Annotated in this window: 17 protein-coding genes; 10 read left to right on the forward strand and 7 right to left on the reverse strand. The window is 43.9% G+C overall.

Features of this window, described 5'->3' with window-relative positions:
• Window positions 1–320: 320 nt before the first annotated feature.
• Genes infB through rimP form a run of 3 tightly spaced genes read right to left on the reverse strand, consistent with a single transcriptional unit; the run spans window position 321 to window position 5035 of the window.
• On the reverse strand, window positions 321–3272 hold the full coding sequence (gene infB / locus INQ51_RS17940) for a translation initiation factor IF-2 (protein ID WP_233379331.1): 2952 nt from the start codon (window positions 3270–3272) through the stop codon (window positions 321–323).
• 57 nt (window positions 3273–3329) lie between these two features.
• On the reverse strand, window positions 3330–4565 hold the full coding sequence (nusA, locus tag INQ51_RS17945) for a transcription termination factor NusA (RefSeq protein ID WP_233379332.1): 1236 nt from the start codon (window positions 4563–4565) through the stop codon (window positions 3330–3332).
• Window positions 4566–4573: 8 nt separating this feature from the next.
• Window positions 4574–5035 (reverse strand): ribosome assembly cofactor RimP, encoded by a 462-nt coding sequence (gene rimP, locus INQ51_RS17950; protein WP_233379333.1) that lies wholly within the window; start codon window positions 5033–5035, stop codon window positions 4574–4576.
• Window positions 5036–5303: 268 nt separating this feature from the next.
• On the opposite strand from rimP, the gene INQ51_RS17955 reads away from it, so the two are divergent.
• Genes INQ51_RS17955 through lpxA form a run of 4 tightly spaced genes read left to right on the forward strand, consistent with a single transcriptional unit; the run spans window position 5304 to window position 9837 of the window.
• A complete protein-coding gene (locus INQ51_RS17955) occupies window positions 5304–6560 on the forward strand; it encodes an HD domain-containing protein (RefSeq protein ID WP_233379334.1) in 1257 nt (418 codons plus the stop codon).
• Between the two features lie 36 nt (window positions 6561–6596).
• Window positions 6597–7634: a UDP-3-O-(3-hydroxymyristoyl)glucosamine N-acyltransferase gene (gene lpxD / locus INQ51_RS17960; RefSeq protein ID WP_233379335.1), complete on the forward strand. Its 1038-nt coding sequence runs from the start codon at window positions 6597–6599 to the stop codon at window positions 7632–7634.
• Window positions 7635–7651: 17 nt separating this feature from the next.
• Window positions 7652–9037: a bifunctional UDP-3-O-[3-hydroxymyristoyl] N-acetylglucosamine deacetylase/3-hydroxyacyl-ACP dehydratase gene (locus tag INQ51_RS17965; RefSeq protein WP_233379336.1), complete on the forward strand. Its 1386-nt coding sequence runs from the start codon at window positions 7652–7654 to the stop codon at window positions 9035–9037.
• Between the two features lie 17 nt (window positions 9038–9054).
• Window positions 9055–9837, forward strand: a complete 783-nt coding sequence (gene lpxA, locus INQ51_RS17970) for an acyl-ACP--UDP-N-acetylglucosamine O-acyltransferase (protein ID WP_233379337.1) — start codon at window positions 9055–9057, stop codon at window positions 9835–9837.
• A 221-nt stretch (window positions 9838–10058) separates the two neighbouring features.
• Here the strand turns inward: lpxA and thiL are convergent, their stop codons facing one another.
• Window positions 10059–11096, reverse strand: coding sequence for a thiamine-phosphate kinase (gene thiL, locus INQ51_RS17975; protein WP_233379338.1), 1038 nt, complete (start codon window positions 11094–11096; stop codon window positions 10059–10061).
• 128 nt (window positions 11097–11224) lie between these two features.
• Between thiL and sufB the strand changes: the two genes are divergently transcribed.
• The 4 genes from sufB to INQ51_RS17995 all read left to right on the forward strand — a co-directional run bounded on the left by sufB (window position 11225) and on the right by INQ51_RS17995 (window position 16219).
• On the forward strand, window positions 11225–12670 hold the full coding sequence (sufB, locus tag INQ51_RS17980) for a Fe-S cluster assembly protein SufB (protein WP_233379339.1): 1446 nt from the start codon (window positions 11225–11227) through the stop codon (window positions 12668–12670).
• Window positions 12671–12728: 58 nt separating this feature from the next.
• A complete protein-coding gene (gene sufC / locus INQ51_RS17985) occupies window positions 12729–13475 on the forward strand; it encodes a Fe-S cluster assembly ATPase SufC (RefSeq protein ID WP_233379340.1) in 747 nt (248 codons plus the stop codon).
• 1 nt (window position 13476) lies between these two features.
• Window positions 13477–14844, forward strand: coding sequence for a Fe-S cluster assembly protein SufD (gene sufD, locus INQ51_RS17990; RefSeq protein WP_233379341.1), 1368 nt, complete (start codon window positions 13477–13479; stop codon window positions 14842–14844).
• 157 nt (window positions 14845–15001) lie between these two features.
• On the forward strand, window positions 15002–16219 hold the full coding sequence (locus tag INQ51_RS17995; protein ID WP_233379342.1) for an aminotransferase class V-fold PLP-dependent enzyme: 1218 nt from the start codon (window positions 15002–15004) through the stop codon (window positions 16217–16219).
• 45 nt (window positions 16220–16264) lie between these two features.
• Here INQ51_RS17995 and rbr read toward each other — a convergent pair whose 3' ends face one another.
• On the reverse strand, window positions 16265–16840 hold the full coding sequence (gene rbr, locus INQ51_RS18000; protein ID WP_233379343.1) for a rubrerythrin: 576 nt from the start codon (window positions 16838–16840) through the stop codon (window positions 16265–16267).
• Window positions 16841–17198: 358 nt separating this feature from the next.
• Here rbr and INQ51_RS18005 point away from each other — a divergent pair, with 358 nt between their 5' ends.
• A complete protein-coding gene (locus INQ51_RS18005) occupies window positions 17199–17621 on the forward strand; it encodes a SufE family protein (protein WP_233379344.1) in 423 nt (140 codons plus the stop codon).
• A gap of 10 nt (window positions 17622–17631) precedes the next feature.
• On the forward strand, window positions 17632–17937 hold the full coding sequence (locus tag INQ51_RS18010; RefSeq protein WP_233379345.1) for a metal-sulfur cluster assembly factor: 306 nt from the start codon (window positions 17632–17634) through the stop codon (window positions 17935–17937).
• 49 nt (window positions 17938–17986) lie between these two features.
• On the opposite strand, the gene INQ51_RS18015 is transcribed toward INQ51_RS18010, so the two are convergent.
• Window positions 17987–18445, reverse strand: coding sequence for a T9SS type A sorting domain-containing protein (locus INQ51_RS18015; RefSeq protein ID WP_233379346.1), 459 nt, complete (start codon window positions 18443–18445; stop codon window positions 17987–17989).
• A 9-nt stretch (window positions 18446–18454) separates the two neighbouring features.
• Window positions 18455–20824: a hypothetical protein gene (locus tag INQ51_RS18020; protein WP_233379347.1), complete on the reverse strand. Its 2370-nt coding sequence runs from the start codon at window positions 20822–20824 to the stop codon at window positions 18455–18457.
• Between the last annotated feature and the right edge of the window lie 88 nt (window positions 20825–20912).

Consider the following 20912-nt stretch of genomic DNA (forward strand, 5'->3'; position numbering starts at 1 on the left):
AGTATGGAACTCGCATGTCCGTCAAATGGCGGATAATTATCCTTTGGGATGTTCCATCAACTTGCGGGTTACATGCTCGTTTCATCTAAACAGAATTATTCAATCAAAAGTACAAATTAGAAAACGCTAACTAACAGCTTTTTCGTTTATAGTATGAAAAGCGGGTTGTTGATAATTATGATTTTACCTTTTCAGAATGGGGAGACGTTTTTTTGAGGTATCTGCAATCTCTCCCCGCTTTAGGAAAGACAATAAAAAATTGCTGGGCATGAAAAAGGCCGGAACTGAATCCCGGCCTTTCTCAATACTTTATTCGTGTTCTACAATTGTTTTGCAACTTCTATTTCGTGGAATGCTTCAATGTGGTCGCCCACTTTAATGTCGTTGAAGTTATCGATGTTCAAACCACATTCGTAGCCATTTTTCACTTCTTTTACATCTTCCTTGAAACGTTTCAGCGATCCGAGTGTGCCGGAATAGATAACAATACCGTCGCGAATTACGCGGGCTTTGGCGTTACGGATGATTTTACCATCGCGAACGAGACAACCTGCCACGGTTCCCACTTTGGTAATTTTGAATGTTTCCATCACTTCCACGGTACCCAGAATCTCTTCCTTGATTTCCGGTGCCAACATACCTTCCATTGCCGCTTTGATCTCGTTGATGGCATCGTAGATGATCGAGTACAGACGAATGTCGATCTGTTCTTTCTCGGCCAGTTTACGTGCATTCAGCGACGGACGAACCTGGAATCCTATTACAATGGCTTCTGATGCAGCAGCCAAAAGAATATCGGATTCGGTAATCTGTCCAACGGCTTTGTGCTTGATGTTCACCTGGATTTCTTCGGTCGACAGTTTGATCAGCGAGTCTGACAATGCCTCGATTGATCCGTCCACGTCACCTTTTACAATCAGGTTCAGTTCCTGGAAGTTTCCGATCGCAATTCGGCGGCCGATTTCATCCAGCGTAATATGTTTTTGTGTTCTGAGTCCCTGTTCGCGGGCCAGCTGTTCACGTTTGTTGGTAATGTTACGGGCATCGCGTTCGCTGTCCATTACGTTGAATTTATCACCGGCCTGCGGTGCTCCGTTCAACCCGAGAATAATGGCCGGTTGTGCTGGCCCCACCTCTGTAATGCGCTGGTTACGCTCGTTGAACATCGCTTTTACGTGACCAAAATATTGTCCGGCAATCAGGATGTCACCCACACGGAGTGTTCCGTTTTGTACCAGCACGGTTGAAACATAACCACGTCCTTTGTCGAGCTCCGATTCGATAATCGTTCCATGAGCTTTTTTATCCGGGTTGGCTCTCAGTTCCAGCATTTCGGCTTCAAGCAATACTTTTTCCAAAAGTTCTTCGATACCGATACCGTTTTTGGCTGAAATATCGTGGCTCTGGTATTTACCACCCCATTCTTCAACCAGGTAGTTCATGTTGGCCAGCTCTTCTTTTATCTTCTCCGGATTTGCTCCCGGTTTATCAATTTTGTTGATGGCGAAAACGATCGGAACACCCGCAGCAGCGGCATGGTTGATTGCTTCCACGGTTTGTGGCATCACATTGTCGTCGGCCGCTACAATAATAATGGCAATGTCGGTTACCTGTGCTCCACGTGCACGCATCGCAGTAAACGCTTCGTGACCCGGTGTATCAAGGAAAGTGATCACACGACCATCTTCGAGTTTTACGTTGTAAGCCCCGATGTGCTGCGTAATACCTCCAGCCTCACCCGCAATTACGTTGGCGTTACGCACGTAGTCGAGCAGTGATGTTTTACCGTGGTCAACGTGTCCCATTACGGTAACAATCGGTGGGCGCGATTTCAGATCTTCTTCTGCATCGGCTTCTTCTTCGATCGCTTCCTGGATTTCCACACTTACAAATTCCACCTTGTAGTCGAATTCTTCGGCAACTACTGAAAGTGTTTCTGCATCGAGGCGCTGGTTGATTGAAACAAAGAGCCCCAGCGACATACACGATGAAATGATCTGGTTAACGCCCACATTCATCATGGTCGCTAATTCTGCTACTGTAACAAATTCGGTTACCTTCAGAATGTTCTGCTCCAGCATTTGTTTTTCCATGTCGGCGTGCATCCTTTCGGTGGCGGCAGCACGCTTGTCGCGGCGGTGTTTCGACCCCTTGGATTTTCCCTTGGTAGTTAAACGGGCCAGTGTATCTTTAATCTGCTTTTGTACATCTTCCTCGTTTACTTCTTTTTTGAGTAAACGTTTTTTCTTACCACCGGCGGCACCGGTTTTATTCACCTGGAACTTACCTTTTGGCTGGTTGGGCGATTGCGGACGATCAACGTTCACACGACCACCAGCGGCGTCTTTAGGTATTCTCTTCCGGCGTTTTTTATTCCGTGAATTCTGATCCGAGTCAGAAGATTCTTTTTTCTGCGGTAATTCAATTTTTCCAAGAACGGTTGGGCCATTCAACTTTTGAACCCTGGTCCGGATCATATTGTCGTCGTCGGGTTTGGCTTCTTTCTGCTGATTGGCGGCTGAATGCTCTGCTGCACGCTGACGGTTTCTTTCCTGACGCTCCCGCTCTTTTTCTTCCCTTGTTTTTTTGTCGGGACGGGTTTTTTGATTGATGTCGTCAAGGTTGATCCTCCCAACAACTTTTACTTCCTCTACTTTGGGAATCTCGGTTTCAACCATCACTGGTTCTGCTTTCTCCACTACCGGTTGCATTTTTGGTTCTTCTTTAATTTCTTCTTTTTTAGAAGGTGCTGGTGCTTCCGGAGCAGGAGTTTCTTTTACAACTTCGGGTTTTACCTCGGCTGCTTTAGGCTCTTCTTTTACCGGCTCTTCTGCTTTTTTCTTGGGTTTATTCTGCTCGTCAAGATCGATCTTGCCCAGTATCTTGGGAGCTTCGGCGGCAGGCCTTTCAATTTTGATCTCTTCTGGCTTCGGCTTTTCCGGAGCTGGCTTTGGTGCAGGCGCCGGAGTTGGCGCTGGTGCAGGTGCAGGTGCTTCTGCCTTGGTTACAGGTTCGGCAACTTCTTCCTCGCCATCGATGGTAAGCACCTCTTTTTTAGGGCGCTGACTTTTCAGACTGATCTTTTCCGATTCCTTTTTCAGTGAAATGTCCACCTTGTACTCCTGCTCAAGCAGTTTCACGGCTTCCGTATCCACTTTTGTGTTTGGATTCGAATCAATATCATATCCCTTCTTATGCAGGTATTCCACAATCGTGTGAATCCCCACATTACATTCTCTTGCAAGTTTACTGAGCCTAACTGTACCTGCCATAAATTTTTATTTTCTATTCATTATAATGCCCGTTTCCAAGAGGATACAACCGGCATTTTATTCAAACTCTGATTTCAATACCTTGAGAACGTCGTCAATGGTCTCGTCTTCAAGGTCGGTACGTTTAATCAGATCTTCGCGTGGGATGTTCAATACGTTTTTAGCCGTATCGCAACCGATCGCTTTCAATGCATCGATTACCCATCCTTCAATTTCATCTGCGAATTCATCCAAATTAACGTCTTCTTCGTCTTCTTCCATTTCACGGTAAACATCGATCTCGTAGCCTGTTAGCTGGCTGGCCAAACGGATGTTCAGCCCTCCTTTACCGATGGCGAGTGAAACTTCTTCGGGTCTCAGGTAAACTTCCGCTTTTTTCTGGGCTTCAATAATTTTGATCGAGTTAATCTTTGCCGGATTTAATGCTCTCTTAATATAGAGTTGCAAATTGGCCGAGTAGTTGATCACGTCAATGTTTTCGTTTTTCAATTCCCGAACAATGCCGTGAATACGGGATCCTTTCATCCCAACACAAGCACCTACCGGGTCGATTCGTTCGTCGTACGATTCAACGGCAACTTTTGCCCTTTCTCCGGGTACGCGAACAATCTTTTTAATGGTGATCAGCCCGTCAAAAATTTCAGGGATTTCCAGCTCGAACAATCTTTCGAGGAAGGCCGGTGCCGTTCTCGATAAAATGATCAGCGGGTTGTTGTTGCGCAATTCTACTTTGTATACAATGGCGCGAACGTTGTCTCCCTTGCGGAAATAGTCAGAAGGAATTTGCTCTGATTTCGGAAGAATCAGTTCGTTGCCTTCGTCGTCCAGAATCAGGATTTCCTTTTTCCAAACCTGGTATACTTCTCCGGTAATTATATCACCGATTTTATTTTTGTATTTACCGTAAATATGGTCTTTTTCCAGTTCCAAAATTTTGCTGGCCAGGTTCTGACGCAGGTTCAGAATGGCCCTTCTTCCAAAGTCGGCAAGTTTTACCTCGTCGGTTACTTCTTCACCTTCTTCAAAGTCTTCGTCGATTTTATGTGCATCGGTAAGCGAAATCTGAAGATACGGGTCTTCCAGATCTTCGTCGGCTACCACCTCACGTCTTCTCCAGATTTCAAAGTCGCCCTTGTCGATGTTAATAATCACATCGAAATTTTCGTCGGTGCCGTACTGACGGATAAGCACACTGCGGAACACTTCTTCCAGTACACTCATCATTGTTACCCTATCAATGTTCTTCAGCTCTTTGAATTCAGCAAAAGTATCTATCAGGTTTATATTTTCCATTGTCAACTTTATTTAAATGAAATTACCGCTTTCGCACTTTTAATATCGTCGTATTTTAAGTTATACTCTTTTACAACCAATTGTTTCTTTTTCTGACCTTCCACTTTCTCTTTCCCGGAAGTTTCCAAAACGATTCCCTCGTCGGAAGTCGATTTTAACAGACCTTCCAGTTTCTGGTCTTCGGTTACTACTTTGATTGCCTTTCCGGTATATTTAATGTACTGTTCCTTTACCTTAAAGCTTTCGGTCAGCCCGGGTGAAGAAACTTCCAGTGCAAAATCTTCTTCTTCGCGGTCGAGGTTGTGTTCAACGTTTCTACTGATCGCAATACACTGTTCGATCGTCATTCCATCGTAGCTGTCCACAAAAATATGGATCACGTTCGTACTGCTAACGTTTATTTCGACGATAAACATACGTTCGTCCAGTTTTTCCCTGACCAGTTTTTCTATTATTTCCTTAGCAATCATCGCTGTTACTTCCAACAAAATAGGGAACCCGAGGTCCCCTAAAAACACTTTTTAGAAAATTCTCCGCAAAAATAGAAAAATTCCTGAACATTGACAAATATGAACGGAAAGCTTAAATAATTGATTTTAAAGGATAAAAATCTTTTGCAAGGTGGCGGTTTTGCAAGGGTATCTTCACGGCGGCAAGCGGATATGATTCACAGAATCAGATGGGTATTGCGATTCGTGAAAGTTTTGTACTTTTAGGCGTTTTGAATTAGGCAAACAAGTGAAGCGAAAGCAGGTAAATAAAAAAAAGATCATAAACGATCCCGTCTTTGGGTTTATCAATCTTCAGTCAGAGACTGTTTTCGATCTGCTGGAACATCCTTTTTTTCAGCGGCTGCGAAGAATCAAACAGCTGGGCCTTTCTTTTATGGTATTTCCCGGAGCCAACCACAGCCGCTTTGAACATGCGCTGGGTGCTACGCATCTGATGCGGCAGGCCATATCGACCCTTCGTTTAAAAGGGCACAAGATTACGGAGGAAGAAGCTGAAGCCGTAACCATTGCTATTTTGTTGCACGACATTGGCCACGCACCTTTCTCGCACGTATTGGAAAATACACTGGTTAATTGTTCGCACGAAGAGATTTCACTTTTGCTCATGCAGGAGTTAAACCGCGAATTTAACGGGCAACTTGACCTGGCGATCAAAATCTTCCGGAATGAATACAAAAAGCAGTTTTTGCATCAGCTGGTGGCCAGCCAGTTGGACATGGACCGGCTCGATTACCTGAGCCGCGACAGTTTTTTTACCGGCGTGGCTGAAGGTACGATTGGCATTGATCGTATTATTAAGATGCTGAATGTATACGACGATCAACTGGTTGTGGATGTAAAGGGAATTTATTCCATTGAGAAGTTTTTGATTTCGAGGCGGTTGATGTATTGGCAGGTGTACCTGCATAAAACCGTTGTGGCTGCCGAGTTTATGTTGCTGAATGTGTTAAAACGTGCCCGTCAGCTTATTCATGCCGGAGAAAAACTATACGCTACGCCCACACTTAAGATTTTTTTGGAGAATGCATTTTTATCAGAAGATTTCCGCCGAAACATAGAAATAGAAGGGCGGCGGGTTTTGAACTGGTATACGCTGCTGGACGACAACGATATTTTTATCTCGATGAAAGAATGGCAGCACCATTCCGACCCTGTTTTGTCGAAGCTGGCACAATGTCTTACCAATCGCGAATTATTCCGGATCCGGATGATGGACAAGCCACTTTCAAAGAAAAAAGAAGAAAGCCTGCTTGCCTTAATCAGAGAGAAGATTATTGCAAATCCGGAGGATGCAAAATATTTTTTGATGGCCGATGTTATAACTAACAGTGCCTACAATAAACATGACGAAAATATATTTGTCCTTTATAAAGATCACACCATAAAAGAATTGAACGAAGCTTCCGACATAAATTTATCAGTGTTGTCGAAGGCTGTACGCAAGTATTTTGTGTGTTATCCTAAAGAATTGGACATTTATTAGTTAAAAGTTATATTTGCATCGCAAAAAAAACGGATAATGGAGTTTAAAGCTACGGACATTGCGTCATTTCTCAATGGAGAGATCGTTGGGGATAGCGATGTAAAGGTTTCGAATGTTTCGAAAATCGAAGAGGGGAAAGAAGGAACTCTGGCTTTCCTTGCAAATCCAAAATATGAACATTATATATATGAAACCAAGGCATCCATTGTTTTGGTGAATAAATCATTTGTTCCCCGGAAGGAAATCAACACTACACTTATTAAAGTAGAGGATGCTTACAAAGCATTTGCTTCCTTGCTGGATCTTTACGTGCAGGCTACAACAAAAGCTAAAACAGGCATTGAACAGCCTAGTTTTATCGCTGAAGGTGTTGCCCTGGGCGAAGGTATTTATGTGGGAGCTTTTGCCTATGTTGGGCAGGGATCAAAAATTGGCAACAATGTTCAGGTTCACCCGCAGGTGCACATCGGTGAAAATGTGAGTGTTGGCGATGGCAGTATTATTTATGCCGGCGCCAAAATTTATGCGGATACGGTGATCGGAGATCGTTGCATCGTTCATTCGGGAGCTGTTATTGGCTCCGACGGGTTTGGATTTGCCCCGCAAGAAGACGGTACCTATAAAAAGATACCGCAGATTGGAAATGTTATTTTGGAAAGCGATGTGGAAATTGGAGCCAATACCGCCATCGATTGCGGAACAATGGGGCATACTATTATTCGTAAAGGTACCAAAATTGATAACCTGGTGCAGATCGCACACAATTGCGACATTGGCGAACACAATGTTTTTGCCGGCCAGGTAGGAATTTCCGGATCAACCAAAGTTGGAAATTATAATAAATTTGCCGGTCAGGTAGGACTGGGAGGGCATATTACTGTTGGAGACCATGTTACCTTGGGGGCACAGTCTGGCGTTGGTCAGAGTGTGAAAAGCAACCAGGTATTGTTCGGTTCTCCGGCCATTGAGATAAAACAAGCCATGAAAGCCTATGTGGCACTTCGGTATCTGCCGGAGATGCGCACTGATCTTGCCCGGCTGAAAAAGGAGATGGACGCCCTTAAAAACAAATAGAACGAATTTCATATTACATGCTTGAAAAACAAAAAACGCTGGCGAACCCATTTAAGATCGAGGGCAAAGGATTGCACACCGGTGTAATGGTAACCATGAACTTTTTGCCGGCGCCGGTAAATCACGGATTTAAATTCAAAAGAGTAGATTTGGAGCATCAGCCGATTATTGATGCTGATGTGGATTTGGTAGTCGATACTTCGAGAGGAACCCTGCTGGAAAAAGAGGGGGCCCGGATTGGCACGATTGAACATGCACTGGCTGCACTTATCGGGATGGACCTCGACAATGTGCTGATTGAGGTGAACAACGAAGAAGCCCCTATTATGGATGGTAGCTCGAAATATTTCGTGGAAGCCATCGAAAAGGCCGGAGTAGTGGAGCAGGATGCTGATCGCGAGTACTTTGAGATTACCGAAAAGGTTGAAATATTTGACGAGAAATCGGGATCGCACATTGTGGCCCTACCCGACGACGATTATCGCCTGAACGTGATGATCTCTTTCCCGTCGGCCGTATTGAGTAACCAATATGCCACACTCGATTCAATCCAGGATTTTAGAACAGAAGTGGCTGAGTGCCGTACTTTTGTATTTGTAAGAGAGATAGAATTTTTACTCAATCATAACCTGATCAAGGGTGGCGATCTGAACAATGCCATCGTAATCATCGATCAGGAGATTTCTCAGGAAGCGCTTGATCGCCTGGCCGATTTAACCAATCATCCGAGAGTAGAGGTAAAGCCTCAGGGAATTTTAAACAACCTCGACCTGCATTTCGACAACGAGTGTGCACGGCACAAACTGCTGGATGTGATTGGTGATCTTGCCCTGTGCGGGAAGCGGATCAAAGGACGGGTAATTGCATCAAAACCGGGACACGGACCGAATACGATTTTTGCCAAAGAGCTGAAACGTCAGTGGCTGAAAGAAAAAGAAAGTGCGCCCAAATGCAATCCGAACGACAAACCTTTGATGGACATCAACAAAATCAAGGATTTGTTACCGCACCGTTATCCATTTCTGATGGTGGATAAAATTGTGTGCATAAACGAGGATGAAATTGTAGGTGTAAAGAACGTAACTGCAAACGAACCATTCTTCCAGGGGCACTTTCCTGAGGAGCCGGTAATGCCCGGAGTTATGCTAATTGAAGCAATGGCTCAATGCGGTGGTTTGCTGGTGCTTAGCCAGAAAAAGGAGAAATATTCTACCTATTTTATTCGGGTAGATAATGTTAAATTCAGACAGAAAGTTGTACCCGGAGATACGTTGATTTTTAAATTAAAATTAACTTCGCCGATCAGAAGAGGAATAGCCAACATGAAGGGGCTCACTTATGTAGGAGACAAAATTGTAGCCGAAGGTGAGTTTATGGCACAAATAGTTCTCAAAACAGATTAAATAATTAATATTATAGAATGAAACAACCACTAGCTTACGTTCATCCGGATGCGAAAATAGCTGATAACGTTGTTATTGAGCCTTTCGTTTCTATCGATCACGATGTTGTAATTGGAGAAGGAACAAGGATCGGTTCAAGCGTTACCATTTTACCTGGGACCAGGATTGGTAAAAACTGCAAAATTTTTCCGGGTGCTGTAATTGGCGCTGTTCCGCAGGATCTGAAATTCAAGGGTGAGTATTCAACTGTTGAAATCGGAGATAACAACACCATCCGCGAATTTGTGACCATTAACCGGGGAACTTCTGCCAAAGGAAAAACCGTGGTGGGAAACAATAACCTGATTATGGCTTATGTACACATTGCACACGACTGTGTGGTGGGTAACAATGTCATTCTGGTGAACAGTACACAATTGGCTGGTGAAGTTTGTATCGATGACTGGGCGATCATCGGAGGTATGACAGCCATTCATCAATTCTGCAGAATCGGTTCGCATGTAATGATCTCCGGAGGTTCTTTGGTTCGTAAAGACGTTCCTCCGTTTATTAAAGCCGGTCGCGAGCCGTTATCGTATGTAGGTATTAATTCGATTGGTTTACGCAGACGAAATTTCAATAATGATAAAATCCGCGAAGTGCAGGACATTTACCGTTACATCTATCAGAAAGGATTAAATGTAGCGCAGGCGGTAGAAATTATTGAGGCAGAAATGCCCGCAACACCCGAACGCGATGAAGTCCTTTTATTTGTAAAAGACTCGAAACGTGGAGTAATTCGAGGATATTTCCCCGATTAAGTTGTGATAAAAAAGAACTGAATGCCATTCCGGAAACGGGGTGGCATTTTTGTTTTTAGGCGAATGGTTAAGCCCCTGAAAATTTAATGTTGCGACTTTAGTCTTTGGGGTTTTATTTTTTTGCTTGAAGACAGAAGTTGTGTATCCCCTTTTTCTCCCCTGCTACTGGCAGGCTGGTGTTTTCAATCTTCCGTCTTCAAACTAGATATAAGTGTAGTAGTTTATTTTCCGTGATTCCAGCCCTGGGCCTGCAACGGAATGGCTGAGCCTCCGGTGGTAACCAGGTTAACGCCTTCCGAAGCTTCGGTCATGTGCCCAATGATCGTAAAGTCAGGATCGTTCTTGATCTTTTCGTAATCATCGAGCGGGAGTGTAAACAGCAGCTCGTAGTCTTCCCCTCCGTTAAGTGCTGCCACCAGCGGGTTGATGTTGAGTTCTTCGGCCATTTGTTTGGTTTGGAGATCCATGGGTACTTTGTCTTCAAACAAACTGCACCCAACGCCCGAGTTTTTGCACAAATGCATAATTTCGGAAGAAAGCCCGTCGGAAATATCAATCATCGACGTGGGTTTAATGCCCATTTTTTTGAAGGCCGCAATAATATCGGCGCGCGGTTCGGGCTTAAGCTGGCGTTCCAGTATATAGTCGTATCCGCCTAATTGAGGCTGCATGTTTTCATTTACTTTGAAAACTTCGTTCTCACGTTCGAGCAATTGCAGTCCCATGTAGGCTCCGCCCAAATCGCCTGAAACACAAAGCAGGTCGTTGGCCTGGGCGCCACTTCTTTTCACGATGTCGTCTTTTTCCACTTCCCCTATGGCAGTAATGCTGATCGTCAATCCAGTCAGAGAACTGGTCGTATCGCCTCCCACCAGGTCAACCCCATATTTTTCGCAGGCGAGGTAAATTCCTTCATACAGTTCATCAATCGCCTCCACCGAAAATTTGCTGGAAATGGCGATGCTGATCGTGATCTGTTTCGGAGTGGCATTCATGGCATAAATGTCAGAAAGATTCACTGCTACCGACTTGTATCCAAGGTGTTTCAGCGGTACATACATCAGGTTGAAATGAATACCTTCAGTCAGCAAATCGCTGGTAACAACGATCTGTTTGTTGCGGTAGTCAAGAATGGCCGCGTCGTCGCCAACCCCCAAAACAGAGCTGTCGTTTTTTAACTGAATGTTTTTTGTGAGCCGATCAATCAGGCCAAATTCGCCAAGTGTCGAGATGCTGGTATGTTTTGTTTCTTTACTCATTATTAATTACAGACAAAGAAGTATGAATTGTAATGTTCAGGGAGCAAAAATACCCATAGTTTTATATCTTTGCAATTTATTTAAACACTCTTATTTCAACATTGTTATAAGGGTAGAAAACTAGAAGAATGGAAGATCAGGATAAGATATTATCAGAAGTTACGCAAGGCGAATATAAATACGGTTTCGTAACAGATATTGAAACCGAAATCATTGAGAAAGGACTGAGCGAAGACGTGATTCGTTTGATTTCTGCCAAAAAGGAAGAGCCGGAATTCATGTTGAATTTCCGTTTGGATGCTTACCGGAGATGGCTGAAAATGAAAATGCCCAACTGGGCCTATTTAAAAGTTCCGCCCATCGATTTCCAGGCGATCAGTTACTACGCCGCGCCGAAGAAAAAAGCACAATACGAAAGTCTGGATGAAGTTGATCCGGAATTGCTGGAGACCTTTAATAAACTGGGTATTCCGTTGGAAGAACAGAAACACCTGGCAGGAGTGGCCGTTGATGCGGTAATCGACAGCGTTTCTGTAAAAACCACTTTCAAGGAAACTTTGGCTGAAAAAGGTATTATTTTCTGCTCGTTTTCGGAAGCGGTAAAAGAGCATCCCGAGCTGGTACAGAAGTACCTCGGACAAGCGGTGCCGGTTGCCGACAATTACTTTGCTGCATTGAATTCGGCTGTATTTAGCGATGGCTCGTTTTGTTACATTCCGAAGGGAGTTCGCTGTCCGATGGAATTGTCAACGTATTTCCGTATCAACGCAGCCAATACCGGTCAGTTTGAACGTACGCTGATTGTGGCTGACGACGACAGTTATGTTAGTTACCTGGAAGGTTGTACGGCTCCGATGCGCGACGAAAACCAACTGCATGCAGCGGTTGTTGAAATTATTGCGCTTGACCGCGCGGAAGTAAAATATTCTACGGTTCAGAACTGGTACCCGGGCGATAAAAACGGGAAAGGCGGTATTTACAACTTCGTAACCAAACGTGGTGTTTGCCGCGGGGTTTCCTCGAAAATCAGCTGGACCCAGGTAGAAACCGGATCAGCCATTACCTGGAAATACCCAAGTTGTATCCTGATGGGTGACAATTCAGTCGGTGAGTTTAACTCGGTGGCTGTTACCAACAATTACCAGCAGGCCGACACGGGTTCTAAAATGATACACATCGGGAAAAATACCAAGTCAACGATCATTTCGAAAGGTATTTCTGCCGGTAAAAGTGATAACTCGTACCGTGGTTTGGTGAAGATTCTTCCTGGAGCGAAAAACTCACGAAACTTCTCACAGTGTGATTCGCTGTTGTTAAACGATACCTGTGGCGCACACACTTTCCCGTACATAGAAGTAGGGAATAAATCGTCGGTGGTGGAACACGAAGCAACCACCTCGAAGATTGGAGAAGACCAGATTTTTTACTGTAACCAGCGTGGTATCGATACCGAAATGGCCATTGGAATGATCGTAAACGGTTATGCCAAGGAGGTGCTGAATAAATTACCAATGGAGTTTGCAGTAGAAGCCCAGAAGTTGTTGCAGATCAGTTTGGAGGGCAGTGTAGGATAGAAATATTAACCAGAGGAGCAGCATTTCCTATAGTTGCTCAAATTCAATATTCAATAAAATGTTATCAATAAAAGATTTATATGTTTCCGTTGAGGGAATGGAAATACTGAAAGGAATCAACCTGGAAGTGAAGCCAGGCGAAGTTCATGCCATTATGGGCCCGAACGGGTCAGGAAAAAGTACTCTGGCAAATGTTTTAGCAGGAAAAGAAGAGTACGAAGTTACTTCGGGTTCGGTACTTTTTGACGGCGAAGATTTGCTGGATAAAGCACCGGAAGACCGTGCAAAAGATGGTCTTTTCCTGAGTTTCCAGTATCCGGTTGAAATTCCGGGCGTGCCGATGGTGAACTTTCTGAAGTCGGCCGTAAACGAACACCGCAAACACAAAGGCGAAAAAGAACTTACTGCGGGCGAATTTCTGAAACTGATGCGCGAAAAGATGGACATGGTCGACATGCATCCGAATTTGACCAACCGCTCGGTGAATGAAGGTTTCTCAGGTGGTGAGAAAAAGAAAAACGAAATTTTCCAGATGGCGTTGCTTGAGCCCCGTTTGGCTATTTTGGATGAAACCGACTCAGGTCTTGATATTGACGCATTAAAAACAGTGGCCAACGGAGTAAACGCGTTACGTTCTCCTGAAAGATCGGCCATTGTGGTAACCCACTACCAACGCTTGCTGGATTATATTGTACCCGATTTTGTACACATTCTTTACAAAGGAAAAATTGTAAAAACGGCCGGGAAAGAACTGGCTCTCGAACTGGAAGAAAAAGGGTACGACTGGATTAAAACAGAAAACTAAAATGAGTGTTACAATAGAAAAAGTCGATTTATCGCTTAAGTACACCGCGTATTACAAACAGGTGAAAGAGGAGCTTTTCGAAGGTTCTTCCGACATCCTGAATGACCAGCGAAACAAGGCGTTTCAGAGTTTTGTAATGCAGGGTATCCCAACGCGAAAAAACGAAGACTATAAATATACCAACCTGCATCCTTCGTTTGCGCCCGAATTTGCGTTTGTGCATTCCCGGACAGATGAAGAAGCCAACCTGCAGGAGATTTTCCGTTGCGATGTACCACAGTTGGATACTACGCTGGCCTTTGTTTACAACGGATGGTTTTCGAAAAAGAGCAGTGCAATCGATCGGCTTCCGGAGGGAGTGATCCTTGATAGCCTGGAGAATATTTCAAAAGAACGTCCTGAGCTTCTTTCAAAATATGCCAGTCTGGCTAACCCGGATGAAGACCCGATGGTGGCCATGAATACCGCATTTGCCAAAGACGGTTTCTTCCTGTTTGTTCCCAAAGGCGTGGTGCTCGATAAAGCGATTCAGATCATCAACCTGATGAAAGGATCGTCTGATCTGCTGGTTACGCAGCGAAACTATATTTGTGTGGAAGAAGGTGCAAAACTGCAATTGTTGCTGTGCGATCACAGCGAGAATCAGAACAATTACCTGAGCAACTCGGTGACCGAAGTTTTTGCAGGAAGCAATGCTGAAGTGGAGTTTTACGCTTTGCAAAATCAGCATAACAAAGCAACCAGTATTCATTCGGTTTTTGTAGAACAGCAACGTGACTCACGGGTAACAACACACACCGCATCCTTGCATGGCGGCCTGATTCGCAATAACCTGAAATTCATTTTGAACGGAGAGAATTGCGAAGCCAATATGTACGGAATTTCGTTTTTGGATAAAAAACAACACGCCGATAATTTCACGCAGGTAATTCATGCAAAACCACATTGCGTAAGCAATCAGGTTTACAAGAATGTACTGGATGAGCAATCAACCGGAGCATTTTCGGGCAGGATACACGTGGTTCGCGATGCACAAAAAACAAATGCATTTCAGCGAAACAACAACTTGTTGCTGACCGACCAGGCGACCATGCAAACCAAGCCGCAGCTGATTATTGATGCGGATGATGTAAAATGCAGCCACGGTGCCACGGTTGGGCAGATTGATGAAGAAGCATTGTTCTACCTTCGTGCCAGGGGAATTGACGAAGACAAGGCGCGACTGATGATGATGAATGCTTTTGCACACGAAGTGATTCAGGAGATTAAACTGGAGCCGCTGCGTGAACGTATCGACGAACTGGTTGATAAAAGATTAAGAGGAGAACTGGCACGTTGCCACGAATGCTCTTACGGAAAAGACTGTTAATTTTTAAGTTATAGATTAACCCGGAAAATATCCGTTTGGATATATCGGAAGGGATTACAAGGCGACCGTTCTTTCATACAAAGAGCGGTTCTTTGTTTTAAGAAATCTTTCGCACCTTTGCAACAGCCCGTTCGGTGAACGGAAAAAGAAAACAGACATGGCTTACAACATAGACGAAATACGAAGTTTCTTTCCTGTATTGAAGAAGGAGGTTTACAACAAGCCTCTGATTTATTTCGACAGCGCTGCTTCTTCTCAGAAGCCCGTTCAGGTGTTGAAGAAGGAGGAGGAACTGCACAACGACCACTACGGAAACATACACCGCGGGGCGCATTTTATGGCCGATAAAGCCACGCAGGAATTTGAAGATGTACGCGAGCAGGTGCGGGCTTTTATCAATGCCGCTTCCCGCAAGGAAATTATTTTTACCAAAGGAACCACCGAGAGTATTAACTTGGTGGCAAGTTCGTTTTGTGAGCGTTTTGTGGAGGCCGGAGATGAAATCATTGTTTCGGAAATGGAACACCACGCCAACATTGTTCCGTGGCAGCTGGCCGCCATCCGGAAAGGGGCAAAAATTGTCAAGCTTCCGTTTAACGACCTGGGGGTTTTGGAAATCGAAAAGCTTCCGGCCCTGATCAATGAAAAAACAAAACTGATTGCAGTAGCTCATGTTTCCAATGTATTGGGAACGATCAATCCGGTAAAAGAAATGATTGAACTCGCGCACCAAAGCAAGGTGGCTGTTCTGGTGGATGGTGCGCAGGCATCTCCCCACATTCCGATTGATGTACAGGAACTGGATGCCGATTTCTATGTTTTTTCTGCCCACAAGATGTACGGCCCCAACGGCGTGGGTATTTTGTACGGAAAAGAAAAGTGGCTCGAAGAAATGCCGCCCTACCAGGGAGGAGGAGAGATGATCTCCGAGGTTTCGTTCGAAGGCACTACTTTCAATGAGTTACCCTATAAATTCGAAGCCGGTACGCCGCATATTTCAGGGGTGATTGCCTTTGGTGCTGCCCTCGCTCTGATGAATAAAATCGGGTTGGAAGATATGGCCGCCTGGGAACATTCACTGCTTGTTTATGCCACGCAAAAACTGAAGGAAATAGAGGGCATGAAAATCTATGGCGAAGCCCCCCGGAAATCGGGAGTGATTTCGTTTAACATCGAAGGAATTCATTCGTACGATTTGGGAATGTTGCTCGATAAAATGGGGATTGCACTTCGCACCGGGCATTTGTGTGCCGACACAGTGATGGCGCATTACGGCATTCAGGGCTGCGTGCGTATTTCGTTCGGGATGTACAACACCAAAGACGAAATCGATGCATTTATCGCTGCATTGAACAAGGTGAGGATGATGTTCTGAAAAAGAAAACCCTAAGGCTGAAGTTCCTTAGGGTCGTCTATCTAATTAGTAATTTGTCTCTTTTATTTCGAAGTAAGACTGTGGGTGCTGGCAAGCCGGGCACATTTTCGGCGCAGCCATTCCTTCATGAAGAAAACCACAGTTTCTGCATTTCCAAACCACTTTGTCGCCGCGTTTAAAAACCTTGCCTTCATTCAGATTGTCGTAAAGGGTACGGAATCTTTTTTCGTGGGCTTCTTCTACCCTTGCTATTAATCTAAAGGCCATGGCAATTTCTTTAAAACCCTCTTCTTCGGCAACTTTGGCAAACTCGGGATACAGGTCCACCCATTCTTCGTTTTCGCCGTCAGCCGAGGCTTTCAGGTTTTCCAGGGTTGTGCCGATTTTTCCGGCCGGGTAAGTAGCGGTAATTTCGACCATGCTTCCTTCCAAAAATTTGAAGAACCTTTTAGCGTGTTCTTTTTCGTTTAAAGCGGTTTCAGTGAAAAGCGCTGCAATTTGCTCCAACCCTTCTTTTTTGGCCTGGCTGGCAAAATAATCATAACGCATGCGGGCCTGCGATTCGCCGGCAAATGCTTTCAGTAAATTTTGTTCTGTTTTTGTCCCTGCTAATGAATTCATTTCAAGAATATTTAAAGGTTCTACAATGTTGATTTTTTTGAAACGATTAAGATAGAAATAATAAAAGAGGTGAAACGAAGCATTTACTTATTTATACTTATTCAAAAAAGCGAAGCAAGTACATTATCGGTAAGGCGCAGGAGGACGCAAAGTAGTGAGCAAGAAGAGAATTGATCTCAATCCGAAATTTTACTTGTCTTATTCCTGGGTATTGGGAAAGTTTAGCGGCCTTGGATTCATTTTTGTCATTTGTTTAAAATGCTGTGTGTCCGAAATATATTCCCCATTTTTTCAGAAAGATGATTCTTCTAATAACTGAAAAATTACGACATTTGCATCCTGTATTAAGAAATTGAGTATGACCATTGAAGAAGTACAGCAAGAGATAATTGGCGAATTTTCGATGTTTGATGAATGGATGGATAAATATTCATACCTGATTGAGCTTGGAAACGATCTGGGAGAACTGGATGCCATCGACAAAAACGATCAGAACCTGATTAAAGGTTGCCAGTCGCGGGTGTGGCTGGTGGCTGAAATGAAAGACGGGAAGATTCACTTTCGGGGAGAAAGTGATGCCGTTATTGTAAAAGGCCTGGTTGCTTTGTTGCTGCGGGTGGCATCGGAAAGAACGCCGCAGGAGTTGCTGGAAAACGAACTGCATTTTATCGACGATATAGGTTTAAAACAGCATTTGTCACCCACCCGGTCTAACGGATTGCTGGCCATGGTAAAACAAATTAGGTTATACGCTGTTGCTTATAGCAAGATTGCAGGATAAGGAGGCAGACATGGACAAAAGAATTGATTTAATCATAAATAACCTCAAAGAGGTCTACGATCCGGAGATTCCGGTGAATGTATATGATTTGGGACTGATCTACAACGTAGATGTAGATGAAGAAAACAATGCCAGCATTGTAATGACGCTCACTGCTCCCGGGTGCCCGGTTGTAGATGTGCTGATCGACGATGTTACCCAGGCCGCTCAATCGGTAGAGGGCATTCAGGCAGTGAATGTGGATCTGACGTTCGAACCGCCGTGGGATAAGTCGATGATGAGCGAAGAGGCCCGTTTGGAACTGGGTTTCTTTTAACAGGAAAACCCTAAGGGTCGCGAAGCTCCCTTAGGGTTTTTTGTTTCTTTTATTGTTTCTGAATTTTAACCATCCATTGCTTCTCTAGATCCTTTGGCTTTACACTCAAAAGATACATCCCGGATCTTAATTCATTAAGATCAAGCTCAACTGCCTGATTTGGCAAAAAGGTTTCATCTTTTATCGTCTTGCAAACTCTGCCACTCACATCCAGTACAACAATCTTACATACTTCCTTCCGGTTATGCTTAAGCTGAATGTGAAGCTCGCTACTAAAAGGATTTGGATATACATTTAGTATCGATTCTTCTTTGTTCGGGTTCATCAGTCCATCAGTAATAGTGAGTTGATATACTTCGCCAATCTGCCATTTCGAAATATTCACAGTGCCCTGTGTTGCTGAGCTTAACCCGGCTGTAGTTATGTTTGCTGCTTTAATACTAACTTCCTGGGCATTTGAAGTTATGTAAAGAAGCACTACAAGTCCGATTATCAGATATTTCTTCATAATATTTCTTTAATTTTTTTGAGCTGTCGGAGCCAGATTTATTAGACGCTCTAATACCATTTGATAATGGTCGACCATCGCTTGTGCTGTTTCAGCAGTTGGATTATTAAACATTTCTTCGAGATAAGGGAATCGGCTTAAATCGAGGTTAGGATTATTCATGTATGCATAATCTTTAATCTTCATAATTGCTTCTTCCACAGTTTGCGCTTCTAATGCCCCACTTTTGTTTGCCATAAGTGTGTTCACCGAAGGCGATGTGGTAATTTGGTTACTTGTTTGGTCTGCATTGCCGTTAACGGCATACAGCTGAGGATTGTAGTTGGGATTAACTTCAGCCAATGCCAGTTGCATGTCATTCAACATGCTCTGCATATTTTCTATAACCCGGGTCAGGTCGTTTGTGTTGATTCCCACTGCAGTATTTACAAAAGAGAAAATTTCTTTACCATCCGATTCTCCCCATGCGATACCTATAATTCGTGCATAATCACCTACAGCCATATTTTTAGGATCCACAGCTATCGCCATTCCATCCTGATTGCCTGATGGCAGGATGTAGTCGCCTTTTTTAACTTTGCCAATTACCCTTACCTGAACCTGACCCATGAAGGCTACTTTTTCATATTTCTTTTCGTTGGCACCTTCGGGCATGGCACCAATTACGGTCGGGTTCTGGGTGATCACCATGAATTTCTCAGCTTTTTTGAAGTCTTTGGAAATGACGCCGCCATTAACACCAACTACCTCGCCAAACAAAAGAAGTTCGGTTTCTTGCTTTTTTTCCAGCCATTCAGCATAATCTGCTCCACCTGATTCAAAGGCTACTCCTAATCCAATTGTATTGAATGCTTCAAAAATACCCCATTGCAGCGATTCTGCAACTACATCAACTCCTGACCAAACCACGTCATCAATGTCACCCAAAATTGCCTCTCCGACAAGAGCTCCTACGCAATTCACGCCAAATACAATCACCGACTTTGTAAAGTCTACGCCAATAGAATACAGTTCTACTGCATATTCACTCGTAAAATCAATACCATCAGGTTCTATTTTGAGCGGTTTTGCTCCACTTTGATCTCCTCCTGCTGGTAAAGGAGTACCGGGTAGTGTACCATCCAGCTTTATCGAAAAAGGGTCTGGTTTTAATAACTCGTATATCGCACTTGCTATTAAGCCAGGTAATCCCGAATTGCCTTCAATTCTACCTTTTGCACTTCCCTGCCTGTCGAAAAAAGTAATAAAGTTATCCTGTCGGCTGGGAAGAATTGCTGTCGATTTAATTCCAATACCATGTTTGCTCCCCTCGATTTGTAGCGCATATTCATTGTAGTCAGATGCATCCCCTTCGGGATTATTATATTTAATGGTAACCTGTCCTCCGGCATTTACCTTAGTTTTCAGGTTAGTTACTCCATCAACTGTCAGCGTTTTGTTGAGATTGGTGTTGCCTCCTATCTTTGCATTGTTTTTAACTTCGAGATCTTGACGGAGTAGGGTGTTTTCATTTACTGTTAATGTTCCGCTTAAATAGGTTGGACTTGCATTATTAACGTTTAGCTGGTTATTCAAATCTGAGATTCCGTCAACTTCAAGCGTGTTTTTCAAGTAAGATGCGCCCTCCACATCCAAAGTCCCTGTCAATACTGTTGGACTGTTGTTGGACACGGATAAAGGTCCGTTATTGACCGTTTCTCCTGAGACGGTATTTAAGTATACATTCTGTTTTACAGAAAGGTCTTCTCCAACATCAAGACTTCTGGCCAGGTTAATATTACCGTTACTCTGAATTCTTAATCGTTCCATATTATCGGTTACCATAACCAAATCCTTGGAGTCGGTGGTTCCCAGAACATCTTTGTCGGGATCAGTTTTTGAATTTCCAAATAATGACCAGGTTTGGGATGGGACTCCTTCCTTATTAGCACTTTTTAACTCTACGCCGGTGAGCGAACCTGCAGTTTTTGCATGTAAGGCATAAGGAACCGATAAAAACTGGGAAGTGCCCATATCTATCCATTCCTCAGATTCCTCCGTTTTTACTTTAACGTTCAGGAAATGCTGAGCCGAACCCCAGTCAATTTCTTCAAAATTGTACATTCCGGATGATTCGCCTGTTCCGATTACCAGAACAAACATCCCATAGTTGTTGGTAATAACTTTGTGATTACCTTCCCACAACGCGTTGCCATTGGCAGATTCTTTGAGAATCGTCACTTTAACATCAAGAGAAGAATTCGCCATCAGGTTTCCAAATTGGTTTCGGGCTTCTGCCTGGTAAATTATTCCTTCCGGCGCCTGTGCCGAGGTAGTCGCAGAAATTAGACATAGCACTGCCATAAAGGCAATACGAATTAACAAAGTAATGCTTTTCATAAATTTTGTATTTAAAGAGTAGTTGGTGGGATAATCTGCTCGTCAGCAACGATATAGCATTTTTCCCCTTATTTTTTATCAATAACAA

Source organism: Maribellus sp. CM-23 (genome assembly GCF_021354595.1).
Classification (GTDB): Bacteria; Bacteroidota; Bacteroidia; order Bacteroidales; family Prolixibacteraceae; genus Draconibacterium.

Bases quoted from the DNA above. Each gene is read 5' to 3' on its own strand.
- INQ51_RS17965 (WP_233379336.1), top strand. From the start codon at position 7,652: ATGCTTGAAAAACAAAAAACGCTGGCGAACCCATTTAAGATCGAGGGC.
- nusA (WP_233379332.1), bottom strand. From the start codon at position 4,565: ATGGAAAATATAAACCTGATAGATACTTTTGCTGAATTCAAAGAGCTG.
- sufC (WP_233379340.1), top strand. From the start codon at position 12,729: ATGTTATCAATAAAAGATTTATATGTTTCCGTTGAGGGAATGGAAATA.
- sufD (WP_233379341.1), top strand. From the start codon at position 13,477: ATGAGTGTTACAATAGAAAAAGTCGATTTATCGCTTAAGTACACCGCG.
- thiL (WP_233379338.1), bottom strand. From the start codon at position 11,096: ATGAGTAAAGAAACAAAACATACCAGCATCTCGACACTTGGCGAATTT.
- rimP (WP_233379333.1), bottom strand. From the start codon at position 5,035: ATGATTGCTAAGGAAATAATAGAAAAACTGGTCAGGGAAAAACTGGAC.
- INQ51_RS18005 (WP_233379344.1), top strand. From the start codon at position 17,199: ATGACCATTGAAGAAGTACAGCAAGAGATAATTGGCGAATTTTCGATG.
- lpxD (WP_233379335.1), top strand. From the start codon at position 6,597: ATGGAGTTTAAAGCTACGGACATTGCGTCATTTCTCAATGGAGAGATC.
- INQ51_RS18020 (WP_233379347.1), bottom strand. From the start codon at position 20,824: ATGAAAAGCATTACTTTGTTAATTCGTATTGCCTTTATGGCAGTGCTA.
- INQ51_RS18015 (WP_233379346.1), bottom strand. From the start codon at position 18,445: ATGAAGAAATATCTGATAATCGGACTTGTAGTGCTTCTTTACATAACT.
- INQ51_RS17995 (WP_233379342.1), top strand. From the start codon at position 15,002: ATGGCTTACAACATAGACGAAATACGAAGTTTCTTTCCTGTATTGAAG.
- infB (WP_233379331.1), bottom strand. From the start codon at position 3,272: ATGGCAGGTACAGTTAGGCTCAGTAAACTTGCAAGAGAATGTAATGTG.
- INQ51_RS18010 (WP_233379345.1), top strand. From the start codon at position 17,632: ATGGACAAAAGAATTGATTTAATCATAAATAACCTCAAAGAGGTCTAC.
- lpxA (WP_233379337.1), top strand. From the start codon at position 9,055: ATGAAACAACCACTAGCTTACGTTCATCCGGATGCGAAAATAGCTGAT.
- rbr (WP_233379343.1), bottom strand. From the start codon at position 16,840: ATGAATTCATTAGCAGGGACAAAAACAGAACAAAATTTACTGAAAGCA.
- sufB (WP_233379339.1), top strand. From the start codon at position 11,225: ATGGAAGATCAGGATAAGATATTATCAGAAGTTACGCAAGGCGAATAT.